The following is a 25,553-nucleotide window of genomic DNA, read 5'->3' as shown; positions in this document are numbered from 1 at the left end:
CCACAGTAGCACGGGCAGTTTTCTGATTATTTAAGGAAAACACCATGCCTCACACTTCCACTCACGATGTTGATGTGTTTAACCACAACCGTATGTCCTGGGATCGCCAAGCCGAGCAGCAATGCGCGTGGTCTCGCCCCGTCAGCGCGGAAGAAGTTGCTTCCGCCCGCAACGGCAGCTGGCAGGTCCGCCTGACGCCGAATCGCCTGCCTGCCGGCTGGCTCGAACACGTACAAGGCCTGCGCATATTGTGCCTGGCTTCCGCAGGCGGCCAGCAGGCCCCCATCTTGGCTGCGGCCGGTGCCCAGGTCACCGTTTTTGATGCCTCCGAGTTGCAACTGCAGCAGGATCGCATGGTTGCGCAGCGCGATGATCTGGACCTACTCACCATACAAGGCGACATGCGCGACCTGTCCATATTCGCTGCTGCATCCTTCGACTTGGTCTTTCATCCAATATCCAATTTATACGTGCCCGATATCGACCCAGTGTGGCGTGAGTGCTTTCGTGTACTACGAAGCGGCGGTACGCTGCTGAGCAGCTTTTATAACCCCGTGGTATTCGTTGGCGACCGCGATCCACGGCATGCTGAGCAGGGACTCATACACCCGCGCTTTCCCCTGCCGTATTCGGACCTCGAAGACTTGGATCCCAAGGCGCTGAACGACAAACGGGAGCGCGGTGAGCCACTTGTATTTGGCCATAGTCTGACCGGACAAATCGCAGGACAACTGGAAGCTGGTTTTGTGCTGACGGGGTTTTACGAAGATTGGCAGCCGAATCCCCGATTCGTCATCGACAACTTCCTACCGACCTTCCTGGCCACGCGGGCGCTCAAGCCCTGACGGCGGATCGGCGGATCGGCCGATCCATCGATCAATAATCCGGCCCCAAGACCGAAAGGTGGGGGCCTGACGAATCAAAGCTGGCTGGTTGCAATGGTCGTGCATATCAGTCTCGACAGGCCGTTTTCGGCCAGCAACAAAAGGCCGAGTGGCTGCTTCGGGTCGAATCCCCCCTCCGGGCCAATGCCGGACTTTCATACGAGAGTCCGGCTTAATTGACAATTGCCCGAGCTAGCTTCGGCTAAGCTATCCAGCTCTACTGGACGCTCTTCGCGGCAAACACTTCATCTGCGGCGAACAACGCATTTAATGCTGCCGGAAAGCCCGCATAGAGTGCCATCTGCATGAACACCTCGACGATCTCATCACGTGTGCAGCCGACATTCAGCGCCGCCTCGATATGCACTTTTAGTTGCGGTTGTGCATTGCCGAGCGCGGCCAATGCCGCGATTGTCGCGATCTCTCGGGCGCGGAGATCGAGCTGTGGCCTACTATAGATGTCACCGAAGCCGAATTCGATCAGCATGCGGCTGAAGTCTGGAGCAATGGGGGCGAGCGCCGCAACGACCTTTTCGCCGACCTCACCGTCGATTTGCTTTAGCTTTTGCCATCCCTGCGTGTAGCGGTCTTGCTTCGCGTGCGTTGCGTCGAATCTGGTATCCATGACGGGTCCTTTTCCTGTTGATTTGGTTGAAAACTGTCGTCATGTCGCGCCACATTCCTTATTGCGGCCTCGTACCAAGCGATCTTGTCCACAATTGCAGCAAGATTGGCTTTCAGTTCAGCGATACCTTCGACAACCGTGTCCCGATGCGCAGCAAGCATCTCGCGCCGCATATCGTATGTAGAGTCGCCCTGTGCGCGTAGTTCAGAGAACGCCTTTATAGAAGCTATCGTCATTCCCGTCGCCTTCAGACGCATGACAAACTGAAGCCAGTTCAAATCGGCTGGCGAATACAGCCGGTGTCCGGCAGCGGTTCGCCCGACCGCACGGAGCAGGCCCGCTCGTTCGTAGTAACGCAGCGTATGCGCGGAAACACCAGTGGCTGTGGCCACCTGACCGATCGTTAGAGATTTCGACATGACAGACCCGAGGTTAGGACTTCGAGTGCACTCTAAGTCAAGCACAACGCCGTGTCAGCTTTCTTTGATGCGGGGGTCTGCGAATGGCATGTCGTCGCGTCGAGGACACAACGTCAGATGGCCGCTTTACGGCAAGCTCGCTGTCTGCTTTGGGTCGAACTTTCGCGTTCCTCCCAAAGCAATAAGGGACTGTCCTGCGTCCGTTGCTCACTCCGCGGATCGGCGAAGAACCATGTTTTTCCCGGTTTGCCGCTTTGGCGGCACCTCAGACGATGGCCTGCCTATTCGATGAACCCGGCCGCAACTCAGCCGCAACGGGATTGACGAGCCTGCGCCATTCGGACTCGAATCTTGGCCTCGTCCCTTCTGTAAGAACAAGCCTTCCGTTGACTTCTTCCCTTGTAGGCAATACGCGTCGGTCATACCGTCCCTCCAATGTCATCGCCAGATCGCGCGTCCAGTTGTGATTCCCGAGGAACCAAGTGTGATTCCACCAGCCGAGCTTTACCGTTTGCGAGGCAGGATCAAGATGCTGAAAATAACTGCTGCAATCTACGTTGACTGCCTTCGGATTCGCGTTTTCCGTCAGTCCGACGCGTCCCGCTCTCGGGACGGTTCCAAGACGCTTTGCATTTGAGATCGCAAGGACATCGTCAAAACCGTTGGAGTAATTGGTAAGCCTCATGATCCTCTCGAACATCGGCGTTCCCCAGTCGCTGTCTGCGTCAAGGCTGTTAGCCGCGACGTCACCGCCAATAAAGGCCACTTGCGCAACCCGCCAAGGCTTGTCATAGAAGCTGCCGACCTTCTTTGCGGCGGCAAATGCATCCATGATCACATACGCTCCCGTGGAGTGGCCCAGGAGATGAATATTGGTTTCGCATCCGTATTTCGTCTGCCCTTCCACGATCAGGCGAATGCCATTGTCGACAAGATAATGTGCCGTCAGGGCTGCCTTGCTACGGTCGCCGAAATAATTGAGGGTGTCGTCCCCGCATGGCCAGTCATACGAAACGACGATGCCGCCCCAGCCTTCAACAGCCAGATACTCCTGCAGCACTTCATGCCGGTCCCTGATAGTCTCGGGACTGTTGTTATAGCCATGAACGAATACAAGAACATCTCCTGTCGGCCCCAGGCTGTGATCGGCAATGCTGTCTGCAATGTCCCTGACCTCCAGTACCCAGTCTTGCCTGTCGATCTGGTATTGAGGCGTCGCGATTTCGCCCTTCGGTACTTTCAGGTAAGTGACATCGCCAATGTCTTCTCCGAATTCCGTGTCGGATATGAGGTTCCTCGCGCTTATGAGGTAATTGAATGAGGCAGCCGCCTCGAGACTGGTATTTTCGTTGTTGGTATCTCTGGTGTCAGGCATGCAGGACCAATGTGTGTGGTTGAGTTACGCCGGTAATTGCGCTTTGAGAGGCAAACAGCCGGATTTCCGTTTCTCACGAATGTTTCATGAGGCATGATGCAAATGTAAAACATGGGGCATAGAGAAAATTGTGAAACATCAAAGACATTCTGCCTTCGTACATCATCCATGATCTTCCTGATGATCGTGTGCTCGCCATGGGAGTTTGCTGCATGAATCTGGCGCCGCGGCGCCGCGTCGGGAACATTCACCGACGCCGTGGTGGCGCGCACACCACCCCGGGGCCAGGGCCGCAGCGCGTTTGCCCAGCCGCCATCGGTGGCAGCCGGCAAGCCCGTGGGCCGGTCGCTAGGGTTGCCGTAGGCGCAGGAGAACCCAGAGCGCAGCGCTCGCGCCCGCTGTTTCCCTATCTGGCCGTGGCGCAGTACACCGGCAAGGGCAGCGTGGACTAGACAGCCAGCCGTGCAAAAGGCGAGCCGTTCACCAATGGCGAGCACCGCTGTAGCCTAATGCGGATTTTTACCTGCCATACGAAGCACGACAGGAGTAGGTGAGTCCGGCAAAAATCCTCAGTTTGCTCACTGGGGGGCACTGCCGGTCGGGGATGGACGTGGCCGAAGCTGATGGCCTGAAGCCACTCTTTTTGGCCACAGCGGACTCATGTGCAGGCACTTCTCAAGATGCAAACGCATAAGGGATGCGGCGCATTGCGCCGCATCCCTTCAGCCGACTAGTCGTTACGCATTCCTGAATGTGTTCAGCCATATCGGTCCTTTCAGCGCCGGCCTGGCTTACAGCAGGTACGGGCCGCTGATGCGTCCTTCGAAGATTGCCATGTTTATATCGAAGTCGTTCACGGTTCCACCGGGCCTGCCGTCGACCGTAGCGCTTACGGTCCGTCCACCATGTATCAGCTTCAACTGCTCGGGTGACAAGGGGCGAATGCCTGGTTTTGCTTCGTAATCCGGTTCGTGCGTGACATGCAGGTCTTTGATCATCAGCGTCTTCATGGCGGTTCTCCTGGGTCAGTAAAAAGTCTGTCGATTGAGTTTCGAGCATCGTTTTCGCGCTCGATGGAGACACAGCACAGACCGTGCCGGAACCCGATACGGCATTGCTCCATTGATCCCGGGTGGTAGAAAACCAAGGCTCACGCAGCAGCGCCCGGACTTTCTGCTGAAGGTTTCGCAGTCTTTGCATTTGCCGGGTGCCGGATGGCGCCAGACAGACCTGTACCTGGTGTTGGCCAAGATCCAGCACATACCCGCCGCTGGCGCATCGCATTTGCTGCACTGCCTGCCTTACAATGCGTCTTCCAATTTCGTCGGATTCGTCATGCAGATCTGGGTCGACGCCGACGCTTGTACCGCCGTCATCAGGGACATCCTGTTTCGGATCACTGAACGCTTGCATCTCAAGGCCACGCTGGTTGCCAATCAGTTGCTCTGCGTGCCGGGCTCGCGTTTCATCCGTGTTACGGCTCAAATCGGTATCGAGACTGCTGTAGGACTTGCCCAGCCCTGCTTGTTACGACGGGCTCAGAATGAGTTTCCTTCCACTTCTTCAAGGAGACTCACATGAACGCCTCGCCTCTCGGAAACCAGGGTTGCATCCCTTGGAACAAGGGCAAGTTGATAGGCCAAAAGCTGCCTTTGAAACTAAAAGAGATCTGGGCTATTCGTATTCGGCTCCAGCTTGCCGAGCGAATCCGGGATCTCGCTCTTTTCAACCTTGCGATTGACAGCAAACTGCGTGGATGCGATCTCGTAAAATTGCATGTCTGCGACATAGCGCTGGGCACGCGTATTCTGCCTCGGGCAACAGTGATGCAACAGAAGACTCATCGCCCAGTCCAATTCGAGATCACTGAACAGACGCGTGCTTCAATATCCGCGTGGATCAATCAAGCGCATCTGTTGCCGCGAGACTACCTCTTCCCAAGCTGCATAGTAGTAGATGACCACATCACGACACGGCAATATGCTCGTATCGTTGCATCTTGGGTCGAATCGATTGGACTAAATCGTGCTGCCTATGGCACGCACACTATGCGCCGGACGAAAGTAACATTGATCTACCGACAGACGAAGAACCTCCGGGCCGTGCAGCTTTTGCTCGGTCATACCAAGTTGGAGAGCACCGTTCGATATCTCGGCATTGAAGTCGACGATGCACTAGAAATCGCTGAAAATACGGAAGTTTGAATCACCGTAGATTGGCGTCGACAAAAGCAAGCGCCTTCTCAGTGGAGGGAAGGGCGCTAGCGATACCAAAGACTGACAGCGGACGTTTCCAAGGTTTTCGATAAATGCAGAAGACGGCTAATAAACCGTCATCACCGCACAGAGCGAGACGTTTTTGATACATAAACGGCATGGTTTCAGCATAGCGGCAAACAAGGGAGAGGCGGAAGGGGGGAGAACTGCAAGAAAAATTGGCGAAAACATCCTCATTGGCCGGCAGATAGATTGGGCTCGACGGACAAAGAGAGCTTTAAACCCAAAAGGATACCTCACTAGATTTGCGGACAACCTTCCATCGCTGCGGCTCGCGATATCTTTGGCCTCGTAATGAGCTAAAATTGGCCGTGTTAATCTAGCGTCTTGCAACTAATAAAAACTTTGCCTTCATAAGGGAGCCTGAGTGGCATCAACAGATTTCGAACGCGAAAAGACCGAGTTTCGCGACTATTACGGTACACACTTGAAACTTATGGAGGATGCAAAAGACTCGTACATCGCTCTTCTCACCGCGCTTGTGATTCGTTCAAAAGGCGTCGAGATTTCAAAGATTGAAGGTCGGGTTAAAGATCGTGAAGAGTGCATTCGAAAATTCAACCTAAAGTATCGCACCGACCTTGAAAAGGGAGGTAATGGGTATGCGATTAAAGATCATATCTCCGATCTTATTGGAATACGCATCGTCTGCCTATATGAGGACGATATTGAACGTATCAGGGAAGTCATCGAGCATCATTTCTCAGTGATCGATGTGACTGATAAAATTGCAGCAATTGAGAGCACAGAGAGTAACTTTGGATACAAGGGGCTGCATTTAGATGTAAAGCTTGGGCCACCACGCAGCACAGCAGAAGAGTATCAAGTTTACGCCGACCTAGCCTTTGAGATTCAAGTGCGAACAATTGTTCAAGACTCTTGGAGCGTACTGGATCACAAGATAAAGTATAAAAAAGCCATACCAAACAACCTGAAACGACGTATCAATACGCTTGCCGCCCTGTTTGAGCTGGCCGACAGAGAGTTCAAGGAAATTCGTGAAGCGACTCTCCATGAAATCCAAATGGCAGAGGAAGACGAACCCGAGCAGCGTGACCCGGCACAGTCTCAGCAAACGCCAAGACCGTCTAATACACGCCTTCAGCTCAACGCTTTCGGACTCTTGCGCATAGCTAAGCACTTCTTCCGAGCGTTTGAGTTCGAGCCACATAAGGTCGATGGGTTCACTGCAGACATCGTAAAAATGTGCCCCAACATTACTCGTCGCGACTTGAATTCGTTCGTTGGAGAAAATATAACCGCAGTAAGGAGATATCAAGCTGAGTTCGAGAGGGACAACCCGGACGATTCACTCAATCCCTATACTATCATTCGTCACTGTCTTTATAAGCAAGACAGAGTTGCCTTTCATGACGCATTAACTAACGTAGCCAGAGAGCGATTTGATGCCTGGCTTGCCCGTGAAGGCTGACAGTTTTTTAAGCCGAATCGCTTCGCGCCTTGGCTTCATTCTAGAGTTTCGAGTATGTGTGAATGCAGAAACTCGATGTCCAAGGCGTTTTGGGTGGAGTACACCCTGCATCTAGCCTTCGCGGAGATGCTCACCGGCTGAACGCTATACCTCTATTTGTTCGGCTATCTTATGCACGTCATCGACTGCTACGGCAAGGTAACATAAGCTGCTCACTCGTTTTGTAAGATCAAAGAGTAGTTAAACCGCTCGCCGATTCCTTTTCCTTTGTAAATTAGCCTTGTGCTTGCACGCCGATTGGTACGCGTGCTATTTGAAGCAATTCTACGAAGTGTTCGTTTAGTTGATAGATCGGTGTATCTGTAGATCGGACAATACTAACGTAACCGGCCTGTACAAGCAGTGACACCAAGTTTTTTAGGGCCAAATAATCAGATTCGAAATACACGAACCGCGGCTGCCCGTGGTTAAAAATAACGTTCTGGCTCGGAAGTAAAACAAATTCTCTGATGGCTAATTCGGGCCGTTCCGCTAAGTCTTTACGAAATTCCGAAAATAAATCCGGCATATGTTTCTCAATGCGCCTGAACTGCTTCAGGTTCCGGGACCTCGCTTCACTGTTTCGCCTTTGATCCGTGAACCGGTCCGCAAGGTAAGTGCCCGCAGCGCCGATACAGGCCCCACCAAGGAATGTTGCAAAATGGGAGGTGTCGAGTAGTGAGATAAGTTCCAAAGGCATATAAGTGAACGCGTTCAATCAGGAGCGTTATGTTGGAAACATATTATTTTGGATGAATCAGCGGCGTTATTGTACTATGGAAATGAAGTGATGTCGGTTATCGCTGAGGTTCGCGTTCAGTGATATAAACTAGACCGGTATGCCGGAATATGTGAGAGAGGACTGTGAGATGTTGACGTCTGAACGGAAACAAGAGCTGGACGAGCGACGAAAACGCTGGGGGCGCGATAATCCAATTCGATTGTATTCACAAAAGGACTTACAGTGCCGTTATCATTCAGTAGCGGAACACAGGCAAACCATAGCGCGCCTACGTGACCTTGCTGTTTTCCTTGCGTATTTAGGTGCCTTGTATCACGCGCATGGTGCCAGCCTATATGGCAATGACCTTCCAAAATTTGTCGCCGGTACGTTCATTCGTTTTTGGCCGCTGAAGGACATTCCACTTAGTTCGACCAAGGCGGAATGCGCTCCAACAGTCGACCATGACGTTCCGCTTTCTTTTTTTCGTGACATGTTTATGCAGGAGAGACTTTCGGCATGTGAATGGCTGTATCTGCTTGTCAGTTTCTACAAAGCGGTCACTATTGCCAAGTTTGAAGATGGGTTTTTATCGGAGCGTCGGGATGGTGTGAGTTATAAACAGAATAGACCCACGAGTGCATACCAAAAGCGTGGCATTGTTTTGTCTACGCAAAGCGTTCAAGGATATGAACAGTTCCAGTGTTTGGCCGAAAAGTATCTTGATGAATGCGCCAATGCCAATTACACATGCCCCAGGTGTTTGCTGGCGATCAGGAAATAAATAGAGCTTTCCAGTTGAAGGATGGGTGCGAATAAATAGGTATGCTTGTAAAAAGTTGGCTTTGTGGGCAAAAGTGAATGCTTCGAAATTACAACGGTGAGTTTGATTGCTCATGGAAGTTGTTCCACACAATGTCCATGCTTGTTAGTTCATTAAATTTCTGATGGAGATTACGGGAGGCTGACACGCATCTGACAAAAAAACCAATTGCAAAAATGTCCGCTTTCGCTGCATCTCAGACGTGTGGACGGCAACGTGGTGCTTTTCCGGTTCAGGTTGAGACATACAGTAGTTAACGGTTCTTATAACCTTCAATCCAATCAAAGATGTCCCAGGCGCGCTTGGACTCGCGTTTCGCAGCGCAGCTCATGAATCTCTTCAAGCTATAACGTTTTGAAAAAGCTTTCCAGCGGGGCATTGTCCCAAGCATTGGCGCGTAGACTCGTTGAGTCCATCATGCCGAAAAATATGGCCTATTGTTGGCACGTCCAGTTGGCGTATTGGCTCCCTTGCTGGATTGTAAGATCAAATCCAGTGGCGGCTCACGCTGTGAGTAAGCGCTGCGCAAGTGCTGTCAGACGAGGTCATTCGGCATTTGATCCGGCAGCGACCAGCCTTCGATGCGTCGGTTAGCCAAGTCCAACGTGGCTGATCGCCATCCTTCTCCAGTCGCGAGAAAAGTGACATCGCTGGCCCAGAGGTGACACTTGGCTGCCAGCCATTGAAACGCCGGTCTCGTAGGTTTGGCGCCACCGGCAAGCTTCACGCGGAAGCGAGTCTCACCCGGTACGAGCGCATGCAGACCGGGCGCACGCCTTGCCGTTTCAAGCTGCACCGCGTCCTCTTAACACCGGTATGCTAGCCCTGCGCTTGTACTCGCGAAACGCGCTCTGACTAGATAAAGGTTTAGTTGATTAGAACAGGCCGCGCGACCCAAATGAAAGTGGGAAATCGACAGTATGTCGAAAAGAATGGTGTCTAGTGGACCATGCTAGCTTGAGCGACAGTTAGGCCTTTTGCCTCGATGGACCCGACTCACCCACTCACTCACGCACTCACTGTCTAGTTTTCCTTGGAAATATAATTCCTGGAGCGACACCATCTATGGCCTGGGCGCCGGCATCTTCTTTCTTGGCTACTTCCTGTTTGAAGTGCCGAGCAACCTGATCCTGCACAAGTACGGCGCGCGCCGCTGGCTGGCGCGGATCATGCTGACCTGGGCGGCGATCTCGGCGAGCTTCGCGTTCGTATCGACGCCGACCATGTTCTATGCGATGCGCTTTCTGCTCGGCGCGGCCGAGGCGGGGTTCGCGCCCGGCGTCATCCTTTACATCACCTACTGGTTCCCGAGCAAGCGCCGCGCCAAGGTGTTGTCGCTGTTCTTCATGGCGATCCCACTGGCCAATATCGTCGGTGCGCCGCTGTCCGGCTATATCCTCCAGACGATGGGCGGCGCGCATGGCTTGCAGGGCTGGCAGTGGCTGTTCATGCTCGAAGCCGTGCCGTCGCTGTTCCTCGGCATCGCCATCCTGCGCTATCTCGACGACAGCATCGCGGCGGCCAAGTGGCTCAGTCCGGACGAGAAGGCGCTGCTGCAAGCCAATATCGCCAGCGAGGCGGCAGAAAAGGTGGAACATGCCAACGTGGCCTCCTTCCTGCGCGACAAGCGCGTGTGGCTGCTGGCGGCGATTTATTTCTGCGTCGTGATGGGCCAGTACGGCATCACCTTCTGGCTGCCGACCATCGTGAAGAATGCCGGTGTGAGCGACATGATATCGGTCGGTTTGCTTTCGGCGATTCCCTACGGCTTCGCGCTGGCGGCCTTGCCCTTCATCGGCTTTAGCGCGGACCGCACACGTGCCCGGCGCGCGCATTGCGCGCTGCCGATGCTACTGGCCGCGGTAGCGCTGTTCGGGATTCCCCATGCGAGCAGCGTGGCAATGGCGCTCGGTCTGCTCAGCATTGCCGCCATCGGCAGCATGGCATCAAGCTCGCAGTTCTGGTCGCTGCCCACCGCCTTCCTCGGCGGCATGACCGCGGCGGCCGGCATTGCGGCGATCAATTGCATCGCCAATCTCGCTGGTTTCGTGTCGCCTTCGGTGGTTGGGTGGCTCAATGACATCACGGGCAAGCAGCAGGCAGGACTGATGTTCACCTCGTCGGCGCTGCTGATCGGCGCGGCGCTGGTGCTGTTGCTGCCGGCGAAGACGGTGAATCGGTAGCTTGGGCTGACGAGGGAAGTCCAACGTGAGTTCGCACGGGATCGACCTTTCTGTTGGGCTTGGCAGCCTAACCTACGGAAGAATCCTCAGCGATGAAGCCCGCGGGCGTTAGAAGTTCCGTTGGGCTTGGCAGCCCAACCTACGAGCCCAACCCCTCCATTGCCGAATGGCGTGGCTCATTCCTTCCTGCGGTTCTTGTCAAGAATGGCGAACAGGATCAGCGCATAGGACAGCAGCCGCAACAGGTAATAAGCCGGCGTGTCTTCGCGCCACATCGGCACCGCGCCGAGCAGCACGCGGTTGACGGTTTCGATCCAGAAGGACAGCGCGAACAGCAGAAAGAAGCGATCGCGCGTCACCCGCCAGAAGCGCATGAAGAAGGCGCCGATGACAAAGGCGCCCGTGGCGATGGCGCCGATCATCATCTGCGCGATGCCGGTGTAGTCATTCATCGTTGATCAGCCCATAGAGCAATGGCAGCAGGGACAGCAAGCCGAAGGACAAGCGCACCAGCAGCAGGTCGGTTTCCAGGAAAATGAACTTGTCCAGCATCAGCACGCCGTTGGTCAGCGTCAGTCCGGTGAAGCATAGCGCGCTCCAGAACAGCAAGCGGTAGCCGCTGTTGCGATAACTGCGCCACAGCAGCGCGGCGCACAGCAGCGAAGTCAGGCCGCACAGGCCGTAGATGAACGCTTGCATCATGGCTTCCTCTTTCGCCACTTGAAGGCGTCGGCGAATTCCCGGATGCGGGAATGCGGCCGCGAGTTCGTGTGGATCATGTTGGTGACTTCGATCAGATGGCTGCTGTAGTAGCGCTGCAGGCTCTCAACGAGCGCTTCGGTTTCCGGCGCTGGCGCGTAACGGTAAGCGCCGGCCGCGTCTTCTACCGGGCTGCACAGTTGCGCCGCGAGCAGGTCCGCGAGGATGTGCGCGGCGCGCTCGGTCGGCAGGTAAAGGCGCTGGGCCAGCCTCGGCGCTTCCCAGTCCTGCGGCTCGCGCCGCATCAGCAGCAGCGCTTCGAGATGGGGAATCGACGGTATCGCGAAGATCAGGCGCCGCAAGTCGTCGGTCAGGGCATTCGGGCTCATGGGCGCACCGGTGTACAGCGCCGCAAGCGTACCGTGGGACGAGCACGGCGCACCGTGCCGGACAAGGGCAAGCCTTCCACGTCCATGCGCGGGGAGCAAAAGGCATCGTTGCCGGTAGCGGTGTGGAGCTTTTCCGTGTCGTGCATGAGGCTGGTCTGCAAAGAGGCTTGCAATGTGGACTTCTGCGGGCCCAGGGCTAGTGCCTGCGGCCGAGTCGCGGGCGCGGCGCGAATTGGCGACGCGCGGGCTGCGAGTATAGGGCGTCTGTTGCTATAGCGCATCTCGCTCACGGAAGGCCATTGCGTTGAATCAAGCTTTTGGACCTGGATTCTGGCTGCCTTCATCGCGGAAGGGCACTACGACGCCGGCACGGCGGGCATTGCCTTCTTTCGGATGCGCCACGCCGGCCATGCGATTCGCTGCCGAGTGGAAAGAACCGCTTACTGTGTTGCGTTACGAAACCGGCTCTTTTCCATAAAGGAATCTACTGCGATGAAGCGAACCGGACCGGAGTCAGAAAATCCGTGCAACAGCCAGCCGTATCAGAATCGGAATGGGCAGAGCCCTGATTCAACCTATACTGGACAGAACGGCGGCGTGCAGGGCAATGTACGCGTCGGCCTCCCGACTATCAAAACTGAGCCCGGCGAGAGGGCGACTTCAGGCTTGCCGTCCTTCCCGCCGCCTCCGCCGGTTGCGCCGGCTGCGCCAGCCGGTATGTATCCTGTCGTTCCCCACCCCTTCCCGCATTTCAGATCGGCTCCATCGGCTACAGGGCCTGGAATGCTTGCACTGCAGCCGCCTTGGATGCTGCACGCGTCACCGCCCGGCATGACCATGCGTATGCCGCCGATGGCGCCCCCCCAATATCGATTGCCGCGCCGAACAGCTTCACGCCCGCGGGATCGCATGGCAGCAGTATGCCAACGCCTGTCAACCGCAACGTTGCGCTACCACCCGCGCCGTCGGGCGCAGCAGTTCCAGCCGGCGCGGAGACAGACGTATTTCTGGACAAGGCGCTGATGCACAGCGTAGCTAGTGCGATGAAAGACTGGAATGGCTACTGGGCCACCTATTCAAAATTGCAAGGCAAGGAGCGTGAGCGATATGGGATAGCCACCTTTCTGCTGCTCTGCGATTCATCCGAACTAGTCAAGTCTCAATGGAGGGGGAGGGTGCAGCGGATGCTCCGTGATATCGGCACCGAGGCGCTTCTGCTCAACTCATCGAAAGCGAAGGTTTTGGTCACCGTCCTAGCGTCATTTCATCTCAACGATCTTTTGGCGAGGGTCCTCGAGATTGAAGCCGTGAAGAAGTCTCTCGTAGATGTCTCCGTCTCCAAGGCGTCGTCAATGATTTTTGCACTCCAGGCTCGTAATCATGATGCGGTCAGGATGATCCTGAACTGTGACGACGAACATGGAACGCTCAGGGTGCAAAGAGCTCGCAGTGGGCAGGTACCGCTTCATACGGCAACAGCAATGGCGGAGGACGATATGGTCGACCTGTTGCTGAGTTGCATGGGAAGGGAACAGAGACTCGCCAGTGCGAGATGTGGGTTGCCTCTGCATAGCGCAATCAACAGCGGGTCGAGCGGCGCGATCATCAGAAAGCTTCTCGAAGACTGTGCGGTGGAACAGGTTCTCTCTCAGAACATAAGCAAGTCCATTCCGCTGATGTGCGCAGTGGAGCTATGCGATATTGAAACAGTCAAAGTGCTGCTCGCTGTGAAACCCGCATTGCCACAGCAGCTAACGATGCGCAATGCCGCTGGCCATTCCGCGTACGACGTCGCGAAACAAACCGGCGATGCCGAGATCATTGCGCTGCTCGACGAAGCGATGAAGGAATTGCCATCCTCCTCGGCAAGCTCTGCCAGCACCGGCATGAGCAACGCGAGCGCAAGTTCCTCGAATGCCGGCAACGCCGCGCAGCAGGGGCCTGCCGAAAAGCCGGTGCCGCTGACCCCGTTTCCGCAAACGCCGATGCCGGAGCCTGATGACTTCGACCCTGCGACATATGGTGCTGACCTGTTCTGATCCGCACATCGCTTGCGCTGCCGAGCGCCCGGACAACGCTCGGCATGCCGTGCCGGCCTACAGCTTCCTGGTGTCGCACATCAGGATATCGACACCGGCGCCCGCGAAGTTCGGCAGGTCGTTTACCGCGGCCTGGCCTTGGGATGAACCCATGCCCTCCTGCAGGGCCGCCATCGAATCGAATTCCAGCATCGCCACCAGGAACACGCCGGAAGCGCCGCCGGGCGCGGCGACGCCGCCTTCGCTCACCTCATAGGAACGCAGCCCGGGTATGCGCTTGGCCAGCGGCGCATGCACATCGAAGTAATGCCGCATGAATGCCGCTTCATCCTGCGGCTGTTTGTACAACACGATCAGCTTTGCCATGTCATCCTCCTCTTCGGTTGGGTATCCCTTTTCTGCCAGGGTCTTGGGCGCCGGGCTGCGAACCGCAAACTGCGCACGCTTCGCAAATACGGCCAACGCGATTACAACATGGAATTCCGCCACGGCATCGCGATATTGATCGAAGTATTGCCGTTGCCAATTGCGGCTCGCGCATGCTGGCGGTCGTAGGAGCCAGACGCGGCACACGCACTGGCGAACACTGAACCCCGGTACCGGGATCAGTGATACGGAACATTGCGGATTAACGTGTTACTGGAGCTTTTTACTTTTTCGAGAGGCTTGGCAAGCAATGAAGCGAACCTCAGGGGTTTCCGACACTGAATCTCGATACCAGCAATACGGCGACTCTAACAATCGGCAGCCAGAGAATAGCCGCAATGCCAGTCCGGGCGGCACTGCGGCCATCAATACACCGGCGAACGCTTCGCTGTTCCTGACTGGTGGCGGTCCGAACCCAGGTTTAGTTCTCTTCCCACCTGCGACTAGCACTCCTGCCCCGGGGTCTTTTAATTTTCCATTCACTGCGCATTCTTCCGGTATGGCATTAACGCTACAGCAGCCTGCCGAGCCGCAACCTCCGTTGATCCCTAGGGTTTCCGTCACACGCCGTCCTTCCATCACGTCGAGCGCTTCGCATGATCCCCGTGCCGTGCCCGAACCCAAAACCAACTTTGGGCCTATGCCTGTGTCTACCGCGACGGCAGATCGCTACACTGGTGCGCCGGCGCTGCAGCCAGCCGCTCCGGGGCAGACGAGCTCAGGGGCACAAGCGTCTTCCATAGGGGCCGGCGAGGCGCGCTCCCTTGAGGGCGAAGCAGTGTTTTCGCGGGCAAAGCAACTCATCCGGAACTACAACGCATGGATGAAGGTTTATAAGGAGCTGAGCCAAGAGGAAAAAATCCGGTTTGGCGTGGCAAGCATCGATGCTGCCTGTGAGCTGCCCGAACAGGATGTGAGGCGTCAATGGACCGCCATGCTGCATCTTGTCTGCACGAATGTGGGTGCAGAAAGATTGATGGCAAAGCGATGGCCCAACGGCCAAGCCTTCACTTCGGTGCTGATCCGGCTTCACCTGCACGAAATGCTCGGTAAGGTTTTGCAAACCGAAACGGGAAAGAACTCGCTCTTGCTCGCGGACGATAAGGGCTTGAGGCCGCTGGATCATGCCGCGTGCTATGGCGACGCAGCGGCTCCAAAGCTGATACTGCAGTTCGACGATGAAGACGGTGCATTGAGAATGCAGAGCTCGAACAAGGGTTTACTGCCGCTGCACCGTGCTGCGATATCAGGCGCTGTTGAGGTCGCCGGCTTGCTGTTGAGTCTCAGGAGCAGGGAGCAAAGACTGAGCGCGGCAGATGGTAACAGCGGGCTTCCGATTCATCACGCTATATCCTTCGGCGCAAGTGCAGCGGTCGTGAAGCTGCTTCTTGCAGACGTTGCGCTAGAGCAGGTCACTGCCTCCACAGGATTGAAAAAATTCACTGCGCTAATGTCTGCCATCTTTTTCCGTATGCCGAACGTGATGAAGGAGCTGCTCGCCATCAAGCACACCTTGCCGATGCAGCTGACGATACGCAATGCAAACGGCCAAACCGCGCTCGACATGGCGAAGGAAACCGGCGATGAGGAAATCATTGCCCTGATCGAAGCATCGATGAAGGAATTGGCTCCGACTTCCACAGCGTCTGGCTCCGCGCCCACGAACACCGCCGCAGGCATCGAAGCGCCGCGTAGCACAGCGGCATCGCATGAGGGGGCGCGTAATGATCCGCCGTTACCGCTGACGCCATTCCCGAGCTGCCCCCAGATGATGACGAAGACGAAGAAGAGTCCAGCTCCTGAACGGGCGTCGAGCGTGAAGACGTCGGCAGTGAAGAGCGGAAGAGCCGCCTCGGCGACATCGTCCCTCGCGGTTCATGCCGCAAGCAGATCGAGCAGTGTCAGGGCCACCACTTTCGTCGCGCCGCGCAGGTCTTCCAGCACCAGATGCTCATCGGCCTGCTTGGCATTCGACTCCAGCACCGTGCGCGGCCCTGCGCCGTATAACACGGCCGGAATGCCGCGCTCGCTGTAGAGCCGCGCATCGGTGTAAAGCGCGGAACCAATCTCGTCAATGCTTTCGCCAAACATCTCGCTCGCATGCCGGCGCAGGCTTGCCGACAGCCGCTCGTGGCCCGGCAGTGGCCGCAGCGCATGGGCCAGCAGCAGGCGCCGGATCTCGACGCGGATGCCTGCCAGGCCAGCCACTGCCTGCGTGATCAGCGCGCGCACCTCGGCTTCCACCTGTACCGGGTCTTCCTCCGGGATCATGCGCCGGTCCATGCGCAGCACTACCTTGCCGGGCACCACGTTGGTATTGGTGCCGCCATCGATGCGGCCGACGATCATGGTCGGATGATTGATGCCGGCGATGGATGAACGCTTCACCTTCAAGCCATCCGCGGCCTTGTAGATGGCATCGAGCACGGCGGTCGCGGCCCGCAGCGCGTCGTGGCCGGTTTCGGGAATCGAGCCGTGCGTGGCCTTGCCGTGGATGGTTACTTCGAATTGCAGGCAACCGTTATGCGCGGTGACGACCGCATAGCTGAAGCCGGCGCCGATCAGGTAGTCCGGACGGGTCAGGCCCTGCTTCAGCAGCCAGCCCGGACCGAGCAGGCCGCCGAATTCCTCGTCGTAGGTGAAATGCAGTTCGGCCGTGCCCTGCAGCGGCGCGCCGGCCGCCTCCAGCGCGCGCAAGGCGTAAATGTAGGTGGCGAAGTCCGATTTCGACACCGCCGCGGCGCGGCCATACAGCTTGCCATCTTCGATCACGCCGCCGTACGGCAGCTTGCTCCATCCTTCGCCGGGCGGCACCACGTCGCCATGCGCATTCAGCGCAATCGTCGGCCCGCCGGCGTCATAGCGGCGGCGCACGATCAGGTTGGTGAGGCTGGCGAGGCCGTAGCCCCTGACTTCGGCTTCGGGCACCGCATGGCGCTCGACTTCCCAGCCCAAAGCTTCAAGTTCAGCTGCGACGGCGTGCGCATGTGGCGCGTTGTCACCGGGCGGGGTGTCAGTGGGAATCTGCACCAGGCGCTGCAGGAAGGCGGTTTCCTCGTCGAAGTGCGCGTCTATCCACGCGGTAATGCGGTCCTGAACTGCAGCCATGGCAATGCTCTCCTTGCGCTCTTGAAGGCGGCCATTATCGCCGCTGGCGCGATGGCTTGCCGCGCGGCCGCTCACGACTGGATCAATGAACCTTATCAAAATCGCTTGCAATTAGATCGCGTGCTATCTAATATGCATCCGCATGAGCAAGAACAAAACCGCAAGCCGCCGCGTGCCCGTGCTGCAGGAGCAGCTCTGTTTCGCGCTGTACTCGGCCTCGCTGGCGATGACCAAGGTCTACCGTCCGCTATTGCAGGAGCTCGGCATCACCTATCCGCAGTACCTGGTGCTGATGCTGTTGTGGGAACAGGATGAACGCACGGTCAGCGAGCTCGGCGAGCCGCTGCTGCTCGATTCGGCCACGCTGACACCGCTGTTGAAGCGCATGGAGGCAGCAGGTCTGGTCACGCGCAGCAGATCGCGCAGCGATGAGCGACAGGTCGTCATCGGCCTGACCGATGAAGGCGCGGCGATGAAGGAGCATGCGAAGCGCATCATGGCCGCGGTCATCGATGCCACCGGATGCTCGAATGCGGAACTTGCGCAAATGAAAAACGATCTGATCGCCTTGCGTGACCGCCTGGTCGCGCAGGCGCAATGAGCTGCGCAGCCTGGCAGCAGACACTGCGCTCCCGACAAGCCGGCGCCCGGGAGCCATGGAAATCCGCCGGAATCATGAAAAAGGAAAACGCAATGGCAATCGAAAAAGTCTTGTACCGCGCTCAGGCAACTTCGCAGGGCGGCCGTGAGGGCAGCTCGAAGAGCTCGGATGGCGTGCTGGATCTGAAGCTGACCACGCCGAAGGAGCTCGGCGGCGGCGGCGGTAACGGCACCAATCCCGAGCAGCTGTTCGCAGCCGGTTATTCCGCATGCTTCCTCGGCGCGCTGAAATATGTCGCCGGCCAGCAGAAGGTGCAGCTGCCGAAGGAGTTGACCGTGACCGGCGACGTCGGCATCGGCCAGATTCCAACCGGCTTCGGCATCGAGGTCGACCTGACCATCACCGCGCCGGGCATGGACCAGCAGCAGCTGCAGGGCCTGGTGGACAAGGCGCACATCGTCTGCCCGTATTCGAATGCCACCCGCAACAACATCGACGTGCGCCTGCATGTGAGGACCTGATCGCAATCGATGGTCCGTGGCGTCCATGCCATGGACCATCTCTCCCGGGCCTGCGCGCCTTCACTGCGCGGGCACGCCCGCTTTCCACGTATCCCAGTTGTTCACGATCTCCCGTATCACCGGCGCAGCCGCCAGCGCCAGGTTCCGCGTGGCCGGCGCAAAGCCGCCTTGCGACGCATAGTTCACCAGCACATCCGCATCGCTTTGTCCGGGATAGGGACGGTCCATGTCCGATCCGCTACGCAGCGCCATGACCCGCTTGAGGTCGAGTTTGCCGGCGGCCGCGCCGCGCCGCAGCGCCTCGAGCGTGGCATTGTCTTCCTGCTGCGTGGTGCAGTAGGTGGCGGCGCCATCGGTCAGCAGCTTTGCCCATTCCTCTGCGCGCGTGGCCAGTGCCTTGCCTGCGAACCAGGTATCGGCGGAGACGCTGTCGCAGGCGATCACGCGCGGTGGCTGGTTCGCCGGCGCCTGTGCATAGCGCGCGCGGAAAGCCTGTGCTTCCGGCGAATCCGACAGCACCACATTCTTTGACAACGTATAAGCCCGATTCGCCAGCGCCGCATTGAGCTGGAAGACTTCGGTGTGGTAATCGAAGGGCGGCTTTTGCTGCGGCGATGCGCTGCCGATGCCGAAGTAGCCGGTGTTCCAGCCCGTAGGCATTTCCCCCGCATCGATTTCATGCGACAGCGCATAATCAACCAGGTAGGTCGCCCAGGCAGCCGAGCCGAGCGTGCCCTGGTTCGGATTGATGCCGGCGATGCCGGCGATAAGAAAGTAAGTGTTACGCAGGTCGAAAGCGCTGTTGTAAAGCAGCGCCGCAACTGACGAGGCCGCATTGGCATAGCCCATGTCCGTGACGACCTGGCACACGCCATCCTCGCTGCACAGCACTTCGGGATAGCGGCTCGATAAGCCGCCGACCGTAATGCGCTGCGTCAGGTTCAGCGATTGACGGAATGGCGCGGCTTCTGCAGCAAACATGTTGATGATCATGAGCTTCGGCGCCATGGCGGCCGACTGCGCGTTCTCGCTGCTGCCGCAGCCGGCGAGCAGTGCCAGTCCGGCGGCCAATACAGCAGTGCAAAGCGAGCTTGCCTTACGGTGCGGCGACTGTGTGGATGTCTTGCGCATGGGTGATCTCCGGTGGTCCTTCGCTGATCCGGGCGCTTCAGCGCACAGCCGGTACGCCATCCTTCCATGCCTCCCAGTTGGCGACGATGTCGTCCACCAGCGGGCGTCCTGCCGCGACCAGGTTGGCTACGGCCGGCGCAAATCCACCCGAGTCGGCCTGTATTGATTGCAGCGGCGTCTGGCCCGGATACGGGCGGTCGAAGTTGGCGGCGGTACGCAGCACGGCCACGCGCGCGATGTCGAGCCTGCCGGCTTGCGCGCCGCGCTGCAGCGCCTTGTAGGTGGCATTGTCTTCCTGCGCGGTCATGCAGTAGTCGCCGGCATCGTCGGTCAAGAGGCGCACCCAGTCTCGGGCGCGCTGGCCGAGCAGCTCGCCATGCCACCAGTTGTTGCCGGTCAGGGAATCGCATTGCATGATGGCCGGCGGCGCGTTCGCCGGCGCGGATCCGTAGCGCGCCCGGTAAGCCTGCGCCTGCGCCGAGTCGGCAAGCTGCGCCGTCTTCGACAGCGCCAACGCCTTCTGCAACAGCGCTTCATCGAGACGGAATACTTCCGAGCCATAGTCCGGCGGCGGCTTCCTGCCGGGCGCGTCGGTATTGATACCCAGGTAGCCGGTGGGCCAGGCGGCAGGCTTGTCGCGGGCGTCGATTTCCCAGGACAGATCCCAGTCAACCAGCCAGCGTGACCAGGCAGCGCTGCCCAGCGTGCCCTTGCGCGGATCGACGCCGCCGACGCCGGCTACCAGGAACCAGGTGCGGCTGAAGTCGAACTGCCTGCTGTAGACCAGCGCCGACATCGTCGATGCCGCATTGGCCTTGCCCATGTCGGTAGTGACCTGGCATACGTCGGCGGCATTGCAGCGCACCTGCGGATAGGTCGCCGACAGGCCGGGCACGGTGATGGCCTGAGTCAGCGCCATCTTGTCGATCCAGGGCTGTGCTTCGGGCGCGAACATGCTGATGATCAGCACCTTGACCTGACGCGGCGCCGGTGATTGCGCGCCGGCGCCGGCGTAGCAGGCAACGCCGAGCGCGCAGGCCAGTTTCAGGTAGGCGGGAATGAGGCGCCCTCGCGGGCCGGGTATCTTGCGCATCGATCTCCCCTGTCGTGGTTGTTACAACTCCTGGCACACAAGCCAGTGTTGTTCGTGACGGCGGGACAGAAAGGAGCAAATGCTGTGCCGGCGGAAACTGGCCGACAAAAGGAGGGGCGGCTCACCGTCGCGGTGCGCAAGCGTCAGAAGCTGCCGCCGAATCGCGCAATGAGAATAGCCGCGCTGTGTGCAAGCGCGGCCTTCATTCCCTGCGATGGCGCAGCAGTGTTGCACGAGCCGTGACAGCGCCAGCAAGGTCAGCGCAACCGTGATGGCGCCGCCGATGCGGCTGGCAATTTGCGCGAAGGGCATCAACGGCACGCGATTGGCCGGGGTCAGGATCGCGACGTCGCCGGTGCCGCTCTGGCCGCTGTGGCAGGCGTTGACGATCGCCGCTTCGATCGGATACACAATCTTTCAATCGGCTTTCAGCGCATGGATACCTGCATCAGCTCGGCTGGCCTCGCTTCCAGGACTCATACCGCGCCAGGTTGTCCGCATTCGGCGGGTACAGGCCTGGCAGCGCAGCGCCGGCATCGACTTCGCCCATGATCCAGGTCTCCAGTCTTTCCTGCTCCACCGCGGCGGTGACGACTTCTTCGAGCAGCGCCGCCGGTATCAGCACCGCGCCGTCGCGGTCGGCGACGATTACGTCGTTGGGAAACACCGCCACGCCGCCGCAGCCCACCGGCTGCTGCCAGCCGACGAAGGTGAGTCCGGTCACGGATGCCGGCGCGGCCGTGCCGGCGCACCAGATCGGCAGCCCGGTGGCTTCGACGCCGGCGATGTCGCGCACCACGCCATCGGTTACCAGCGCGGTCACGCCGCGCTTGCGCATGCGCATGCACAGGATGTCGCCGAAGATGCCGGCATCGGTGACGCCGAGCGCATCCACCACTGCGATGCAGCCCGCAGGCATGGCTTCGATCGCGGCGCGCGTTGAGATCGGGTTGCCCCAGGAAGCGGGCGTGGCCAGGTCTTCGCGCGCCGGCACGAAGCGCAGCGTGAAGGCGCGGCCCACCAGCCGTGGGGTATCGGCGCGCAGCGGCATGGCGCCGCGCATCCAGACATTGCGCAAGCCCTTCTTCAACAGCACGGTGGTCAGGGTCGCCGTGGTGATGCCGGACAGCACGCGCATCAGTTCGGCATCGAGTGGCAGCGGAGAAACGTCCATGGTGGCCTTTCGTGGGGGTTGGAAAAAATTGTTATGGGAACTGTAGCACTGCGGGGATCCTCGAGCGGCGCAGCGCGGTGGTGGATGAGACAGACCGTGGCGGCCGACGGTTTCCATGGACGCTATCGCAAACGCTAGGTAGCATGCCGACGTTCCATTTCCGTTTTCACCAACTGGGCAAGGAGGCCTCATGTCAGACGCGTTGCTGCAACCCTATCTGTTCTTCAATGGCCGCTGTGAGGAAGCGCTCGCGTTCTATGGCGAAGCGCTTGGCGCGCAGACCGAAATGCTGATGCGCTACAGCGACAATCCCGAACCGCCGCCGCCCGGCATGGTGCCGGCCGGGTTCGAGAACAAGGTGATGCACTGTTCCTTCCGCATCGGGCAGTCGGTAATCATGGCTTCGGACGGTTGCGAGGAAGGGGCGCGTTTCGACGGCTTTTCGCTGTCCCTGTCGTTGACCGGTCAGGACGAGGCCAGGCGCGTATTCGCTCTGCTGGGCGAAGGCGGTCAGGTACGCATGCCGTTGACGAAAACTTTCTGGTCGCCATGTTTCGGCATGCTGACCGATCGCTTCGGCATCGGCTGGATGATCAGCGCCGCGTGATCCGTTCAAGAGCGGCAGCATCGGGACGGCCGATGCAATGATGCCGCTCAGTGATGCATTCCCCTAACCATGCATGCCGCGCCATCGCGGTGAAGAAGGAAGCGAAACGCGCAATGCAAGCGGAAGACCAGCCCAACCCGAATGAAGAGCCGGATCTGCTCACCAATGCCATCACCGTGGCCCGGCTCTATTACTACCAGCAGATGACCACCACCGACATCGCGCGCGAGCTGGATCTGTCACGCTCGAAGGTGTCGCGCCTGCTGAGCTATGCGCGCGACAACGGGCTGGTGGAAATCCGCATACACGATCCGCGTGAACATGCGCGCCAGCTTGAATCGCAACTCAGGAGCCGTTTTGGTCTGGCGCGCGCGCAGGTGGTTTCCGTGCCCGAGATGGCCGGCGAAACCGAATGGCTGCAGCGCGTGGCCAGCCATGCGGCGGCATATCTGAATACCATCGTCGCGTCCCACATGGTGATCGGCATTGCCTGGGGCAATACCGTCAACGAGATCGTCGCGCGCCTCACACCCAAGGCGACGGTGAATGTAGACGTGGTGCAGCTCAACGGCTCGGGCAATACCCTGAGCATGGCCACGGCCTTCAGCAGCGAGATCATCATGCGTTTCGCGGCGAACTACGATGCGCGTCCGCAGCCGTTTCCGGTGCCCGCCTTCTTCGAATTTGCCGAGACCAGGACGGCGCTGTGGCGCGAGCGCAGCGTGCGCGCGCTGCTGGCGCTGCAGCAGCGCTGCGACATCGCCTTGTTCAGCGTGGGCGCGCCATCGGCCGGTGTGCCCAGCCACGTGCACAGCGGCGGCTACCTGGAGCCGCAGGATATCGAGTCGGTTACCGCGGACGGCGCTGTCGGCGACATCGCCACCGTGTTCTTCCGCGCCGATGGCAGCTATGAGGACATCGCGCTCAATGCGCGCACCAGCGGCCCCGATCTGGCGCTGTTCCGTAGCGTGAAGCATGCGATCTGCGTGGTCTCGGGTACCGGCAAGGTCGCAAGCCTGCGCGCGGCGCTGCGCGGCGGCTTCATGAATGAACTGATCATCGATGAGCCGACCGCGCGGCTGTTGCTGGCGCAGGCGAGCGCGGAAGAGCGGTAGGGCGCATGGCGCAAGCGTGTTGCGACCTGAGCGGGTGCGATTGAACGCGTGGGTTTCACCCACCCTACGAGTCGGTACACAGCTTGCGCGGACAAGTCGAACATCATGCCTGCGCGAGCCGCGAGCTTGTTGGGCTTTCTTCGTCAGCTCAATCTACGCCTGCGCATACTCGGCCATGTAGTCATGAAAGGCGAGGCGCTGGTCTTCGCTCATGTGCAGGCCGGTCTTCGTTCGGCGCCACAGGATGTCGTCCGCCTCATACGCCCACTCGTGTTCAACCAGATGGCGCACTTCGCATTCGAACAGCTCGCCGCCGAAGTCGCGGCCAAGGTCGGCAAGTGTGCGCCGCTCGCCCAGCACCTCGAAGGCCAGCGTGCCGTGCCGGCGCATCAGGCCCAGCAGCAGCTCTTCGGGCAGGGCGGAATAGGCTGCGCGCAGCTTCGCGAGCAGCGCGGCTTGCCCGCCCGGACCGAGGTCGCCGCCCGGCAGCGTTTCGCTGGCAGTCCATTTGCCGCGCTTGTCGGGCAGCCAGGGCTGCAGCTTGTCCAGCGCCGCTTCGGCGAGCCGGCGATAGGTCGTGATCTTGCCGCCAAAGATGGATAAGCGCGGCGCGGCATCCTTGTCGCCATCCAGGATCAGCGTGTAGTCGCGCGTCACCGCGGAGGGATCGTCGACGCCGTTGTCATACAGCGGACGAATGCCGCTGTAGCTCCATACCACCATGTCGGGCGTGACCGGCTGGCGGGTATAGCGACTGACCGAGCTGCACAAATAATCGATTTCCTGCTGGCTGATGCTTGCGCCCTTGGCGATTGCATCGACGACGACATCGGTGGTGCCGATCAGCGTGAAATCGCGCTCGTACGGAATCATGAAGATGATGCGCTTGCCGGCATCCTGCACGATGTACGCATGCTCGCCTTCGAACAGGCGCGGCACGATGATGTGGCTGCCCTTGACCAGACGCACGCTTGCCTTGCCGCCGCGCGCGCCCAGCGCATTGTCGACACCGCCGACCCATGGGCCGGCCGCGTTGATCAGGAGCCGCGTGCGCAGCGCGTGGGTTTCGCCCGTGCGCACATCTTCCAGGCGCGCGACCCATACAGCGCCTTCGCGCTCGGCGCCGAGAAAACGGGTGCGCGGCAGGATCAGCGCGCCATGCTCGGCGGCGGAGCGCAGATTCAGGATCACCAGGCGCGCATCGTCGACCCAGGCATCGGAATAAACGAAGCCGCGCTGATACTCGGGCTTGAGGCCGGACGCATATATGCTGCCAGGCAGCGAGACCGCCTGCGATTTCGGCAGGGTGGTCTTTCCACCAAGCCGGTCATACAGGAACAGGCCGAGCCGTATCATCCACGCCGGTCGCAAGCCTTTCAGATGCGGCATCACAAAGCGCATCGGCCAGGCGATATGCGGTGCAATGCCGAGCAGCTTTTCGCGTTCGGCCAGGGCTTCGCCGACGAGCCGGAATTCACGGTGTTCCAGGTAACGCAGACCGCCATGAATCAGCTTGGTGCTGGCTGAGGACGTGCCGCTGGCAAAGTCGGCCTGTTCGCAAAGGGCGACGCTGAGCCCGCGCCCGGCGGCATCGCGCGCAATGCCGGCGCCGTTGATGCCGCCACCCACAATCAAGAGATCCAGCTCGGCAGGAATTTGCATCGGTCCATTCGTTGATTAACGCCGCCGGCTGCTGCCGCGGCGCGCGTCATTGCGACGCGAGCATGTTCGGACGTTCACTATAGGCCGAATTGCACGTTTGTGCAATATGCGTGAAACGATGTGCAAAGATGCGAGTGCATGGCAATGGCCACGTTTCGAATCGTCATCGATGCGCTGTCGCGTTATTTGTGTGCCGGCTGTGCCAGAATTG

General features: G+C 59.0%; 25 protein-coding genes and 2 pseudogenes. 12 read left to right on the top strand and 15 right to left on the bottom strand.

The features are described 5' to 3' along the window. Positions 1-44: 44 nt before the first annotated feature. A complete protein-coding gene (locus JJB74_RS12785; RefSeq protein WP_200592242.1) occupies positions 45-845 on the top strand; it encodes a class I SAM-dependent methyltransferase in 801 nt (266 codons plus the stop codon). A 256-nt stretch (positions 846-1,101) separates the two neighbouring features. On the opposite strand, the gene JJB74_RS12780 is transcribed toward JJB74_RS12785, so the two are convergent. From JJB74_RS12780 to JJB74_RS12770, 3 genes are all read right to left on the bottom strand, one after another. Further along, entirely contained in the window at positions 1,102-1,509 is a 408-nt protein-coding gene (locus JJB74_RS12780) for a carboxymuconolactone decarboxylase family protein (protein ID WP_200592241.1), read from the bottom strand. Further along, complete coding sequence (locus tag JJB74_RS12775; RefSeq protein WP_200592240.1) at positions 1,443-1,928, bottom strand: MerR family transcriptional regulator; 486 nt, start codon at positions 1,926-1,928, stop codon at positions 1,443-1,445. Before JJB74_RS12775 ends, JJB74_RS12780 begins: the two co-directional genes overlap by 67 nt. A 265-nt stretch (positions 1,929-2,193) precedes the next feature. Next, positions 2,194-3,303 carry an alpha/beta fold hydrolase gene (locus JJB74_RS12770; RefSeq protein WP_200592239.1) on the bottom strand — a complete coding sequence of 370 codons (1,110 nt, stop codon included), beginning with the start codon at positions 3,301-3,303 and terminating at the stop codon, positions 2,194-2,196. A 212-nt stretch (positions 3,304-3,515) separates the two neighbouring features. Between JJB74_RS12770 and JJB74_RS12765 the strand changes: the two genes are divergently transcribed. Further along, on the top strand, positions 3,516-3,755 hold the full coding sequence (locus JJB74_RS12765; RefSeq protein WP_200592238.1) for a hypothetical protein: 240 nt from the start codon (positions 3,516-3,518) through the stop codon (positions 3,753-3,755). 339 nt (positions 3,756-4,094) lie between these two features. Here the strand turns inward: JJB74_RS12765 and JJB74_RS12760 are convergent, their stop codons facing one another. Further along, positions 4,095-4,313, bottom strand: a complete 219-nt coding sequence (locus JJB74_RS12760) for a hypothetical protein (protein ID WP_200592237.1) — start codon at positions 4,311-4,313, stop codon at positions 4,095-4,097. A 325-nt stretch (positions 4,314-4,638) separates the two neighbouring features. On the opposite strand from JJB74_RS12760, the pseudogene JJB74_RS12755 reads away from it, so the two are divergent. The 5 genes and pseudogenes from JJB74_RS12755 to JJB74_RS12735 all read left to right on the top strand — a co-directional run. Next, a pseudogene (locus tag JJB74_RS12755) lies at positions 4,639-4,776 on the top strand (YaiI/YqxD family protein); the annotation flags it as partial. A gap of 104 nt (positions 4,777-4,880) precedes the next feature. Beyond that, on the top strand, positions 4,881-5,507 hold the full coding sequence (locus tag JJB74_RS12750; protein WP_200592236.1) for a tyrosine-type recombinase/integrase: 627 nt from the start codon (positions 4,881-4,883) through the stop codon (positions 5,505-5,507). A 439-nt stretch (positions 5,508-5,946) separates the two neighbouring features. After that, a complete protein-coding gene (locus JJB74_RS12745) occupies positions 5,947-7,011 on the top strand; it encodes a GTP pyrophosphokinase (RefSeq protein WP_200592235.1) in 1,065 nt (354 codons plus the stop codon). A 908-nt stretch (positions 7,012-7,919) separates the two neighbouring features. Next, positions 7,920-8,555, top strand: a complete 636-nt coding sequence (locus tag JJB74_RS12740; protein ID WP_200592234.1) for a hypothetical protein — start codon at positions 7,920-7,922, stop codon at positions 8,553-8,555. Between the two features lie 1,058 nt (positions 8,556-9,613). Then, on the top strand, positions 9,614-10,777 hold the full coding sequence (locus JJB74_RS12735; protein ID WP_234484159.1) for an MFS transporter: 1,164 nt from the start codon (positions 9,614-9,616) through the stop codon (positions 10,775-10,777). A 176-nt stretch (positions 10,778-10,953) separates the two neighbouring features. On the opposite strand, the gene JJB74_RS12730 is transcribed toward JJB74_RS12735, so the two are convergent. The 4 genes from JJB74_RS12730 to JJB74_RS33230 are packed head-to-tail and all read right to left on the bottom strand — an operon-like array spanning position 10,954 to position 12,011. Then, positions 10,954-11,229 carry a DUF5985 family protein gene (locus JJB74_RS12730; RefSeq protein WP_234484141.1) on the bottom strand — a complete coding sequence of 92 codons (276 nt, stop codon included), beginning with the start codon at positions 11,227-11,229 and terminating at the stop codon, positions 10,954-10,956. Then, on the bottom strand, positions 11,222-11,479 hold the full coding sequence (locus JJB74_RS12725; protein WP_234484140.1) for a DUF5985 family protein: 258 nt from the start codon (positions 11,477-11,479) through the stop codon (positions 11,222-11,224). Before JJB74_RS12725 ends, JJB74_RS12730 begins: the two co-directional genes overlap by 8 nt. Further along, the gene (locus tag JJB74_RS12720) at positions 11,476-11,865 is read right to left on the bottom strand and encodes a hypothetical protein (RefSeq protein ID WP_200592232.1); all 390 of its coding nucleotides are present in this window, start codon (positions 11,863-11,865) and stop codon (positions 11,476-11,478) included. Before JJB74_RS12720 ends, JJB74_RS12725 begins: the two co-directional genes overlap by 4 nt. Next, positions 11,862-12,011 (bottom strand): hypothetical protein, encoded by a 150-nt coding sequence (locus JJB74_RS33230; protein WP_234484139.1) that lies wholly within the window; start codon positions 12,009-12,011, stop codon positions 11,862-11,864. Before JJB74_RS33230 ends, JJB74_RS12720 begins: the two co-directional genes overlap by 4 nt. Before the next feature lie 657 nt (positions 12,012-12,668). Between JJB74_RS33230 and JJB74_RS12715 the strand changes: the two genes are divergently transcribed. Next, positions 12,669-13,904 carry an ankyrin repeat domain-containing protein gene (locus tag JJB74_RS12715; protein ID WP_200592231.1) on the top strand — a complete coding sequence of 412 codons (1,236 nt, stop codon included), beginning with the start codon at positions 12,669-12,671 and terminating at the stop codon, positions 13,902-13,904. A 57-nt stretch (positions 13,905-13,961) separates the two neighbouring features. Here JJB74_RS12715 and JJB74_RS12710 read toward each other — a convergent pair whose 3' ends face one another. Continuing rightward, positions 13,962-14,270, bottom strand: a complete 309-nt coding sequence (locus tag JJB74_RS12710) for an EthD family reductase (RefSeq protein ID WP_200592230.1) — start codon at positions 14,268-14,270, stop codon at positions 13,962-13,964. Between the two features lie 1,935 nt (positions 14,271-16,205). After that, positions 16,206-17,438 carry a M20/M25/M40 family metallo-hydrolase gene (locus JJB74_RS12705; RefSeq protein WP_200592229.1) on the bottom strand — a complete coding sequence of 411 codons (1,233 nt, stop codon included), beginning with the start codon at positions 17,436-17,438 and terminating at the stop codon, positions 16,206-16,208. A gap of 142 nt (positions 17,439-17,580) precedes the next feature. Between JJB74_RS12705 and JJB74_RS12700 the strand changes: the two genes are divergently transcribed. Next, positions 17,581-18,039: a MarR family winged helix-turn-helix transcriptional regulator gene (locus JJB74_RS12700; RefSeq protein WP_200592228.1), complete on the top strand. Its 459-nt coding sequence runs from the start codon at positions 17,581-17,583 to the stop codon at positions 18,037-18,039. A gap of 92 nt (positions 18,040-18,131) precedes the next feature. Next, positions 18,132-18,560 carry an organic hydroperoxide resistance protein gene (locus JJB74_RS12695; RefSeq protein ID WP_200592227.1) on the top strand — a complete coding sequence of 143 codons (429 nt, stop codon included), beginning with the start codon at positions 18,132-18,134 and terminating at the stop codon, positions 18,558-18,560. Positions 18,561-18,620: 60 nt separating this feature from the next. Here the strand turns inward: JJB74_RS12695 and JJB74_RS12690 are convergent, their stop codons facing one another. From JJB74_RS12690 to JJB74_RS12675, 4 genes and pseudogenes are all read right to left on the bottom strand, one after another. Then, positions 18,621-19,691 (bottom strand): purine-nucleoside phosphorylase, encoded by a 1,071-nt coding sequence (locus tag JJB74_RS12690; protein WP_234484138.1) that lies wholly within the window; start codon positions 19,689-19,691, stop codon positions 18,621-18,623. A gap of 37 nt (positions 19,692-19,728) precedes the next feature. Further along, a complete protein-coding gene (locus JJB74_RS12685) occupies positions 19,729-20,784 on the bottom strand; it encodes a purine-nucleoside phosphorylase (protein ID WP_200592226.1) in 1,056 nt (351 codons plus the stop codon). A 240-nt stretch (positions 20,785-21,024) separates the two neighbouring features. Continuing rightward, positions 21,025-21,195: pseudogene (locus JJB74_RS33220) on the bottom strand (2-hydroxycarboxylate transporter family protein); the annotation flags it as partial. Positions 21,196-21,232: 37 nt separating this feature from the next. Continuing rightward, entirely contained in the window at positions 21,233-21,958 is a 726-nt protein-coding gene (locus tag JJB74_RS12675; RefSeq protein ID WP_200592225.1) for a ribonuclease activity regulator RraA, read from the bottom strand. Positions 21,959-22,148: 190 nt separating this feature from the next. Between JJB74_RS12675 and JJB74_RS12670 the strand changes: the two genes are divergently transcribed. Then, complete coding sequence (locus JJB74_RS12670; protein ID WP_200592224.1) at positions 22,149-22,565, top strand: VOC family protein; 417 nt, start codon at positions 22,149-22,151, stop codon at positions 22,563-22,565. A gap of 53 nt (positions 22,566-22,618) precedes the next feature. Continuing rightward, positions 22,619-23,680 carry a sugar-binding transcriptional regulator gene (locus JJB74_RS12665; protein ID WP_234484158.1) on the top strand — a complete coding sequence of 354 codons (1,062 nt, stop codon included), beginning with the start codon at positions 22,619-22,621 and terminating at the stop codon, positions 23,678-23,680. A gap of 153 nt (positions 23,681-23,833) precedes the next feature. Here the strand turns inward: JJB74_RS12665 and glpD are convergent, their stop codons facing one another. After that, on the bottom strand, positions 23,834-25,342 hold the full coding sequence (glpD, locus tag JJB74_RS12660) for a glycerol-3-phosphate dehydrogenase (protein WP_200592223.1): 1,509 nt from the start codon (positions 25,340-25,342) through the stop codon (positions 23,834-23,836). Between the last annotated feature and the right edge of the window lie 211 nt (positions 25,343-25,553).

The sequence above is a fragment of the Noviherbaspirillum pedocola genome, assembly GCF_016632335.1.
GTDB lineage: Bacteria > Pseudomonadota > Gammaproteobacteria > Burkholderiales > Burkholderiaceae_D > Noviherbaspirillum_A > Noviherbaspirillum_A pedocola.
This window is presented reverse-complemented; position numbering and strand designations above follow the sequence as displayed.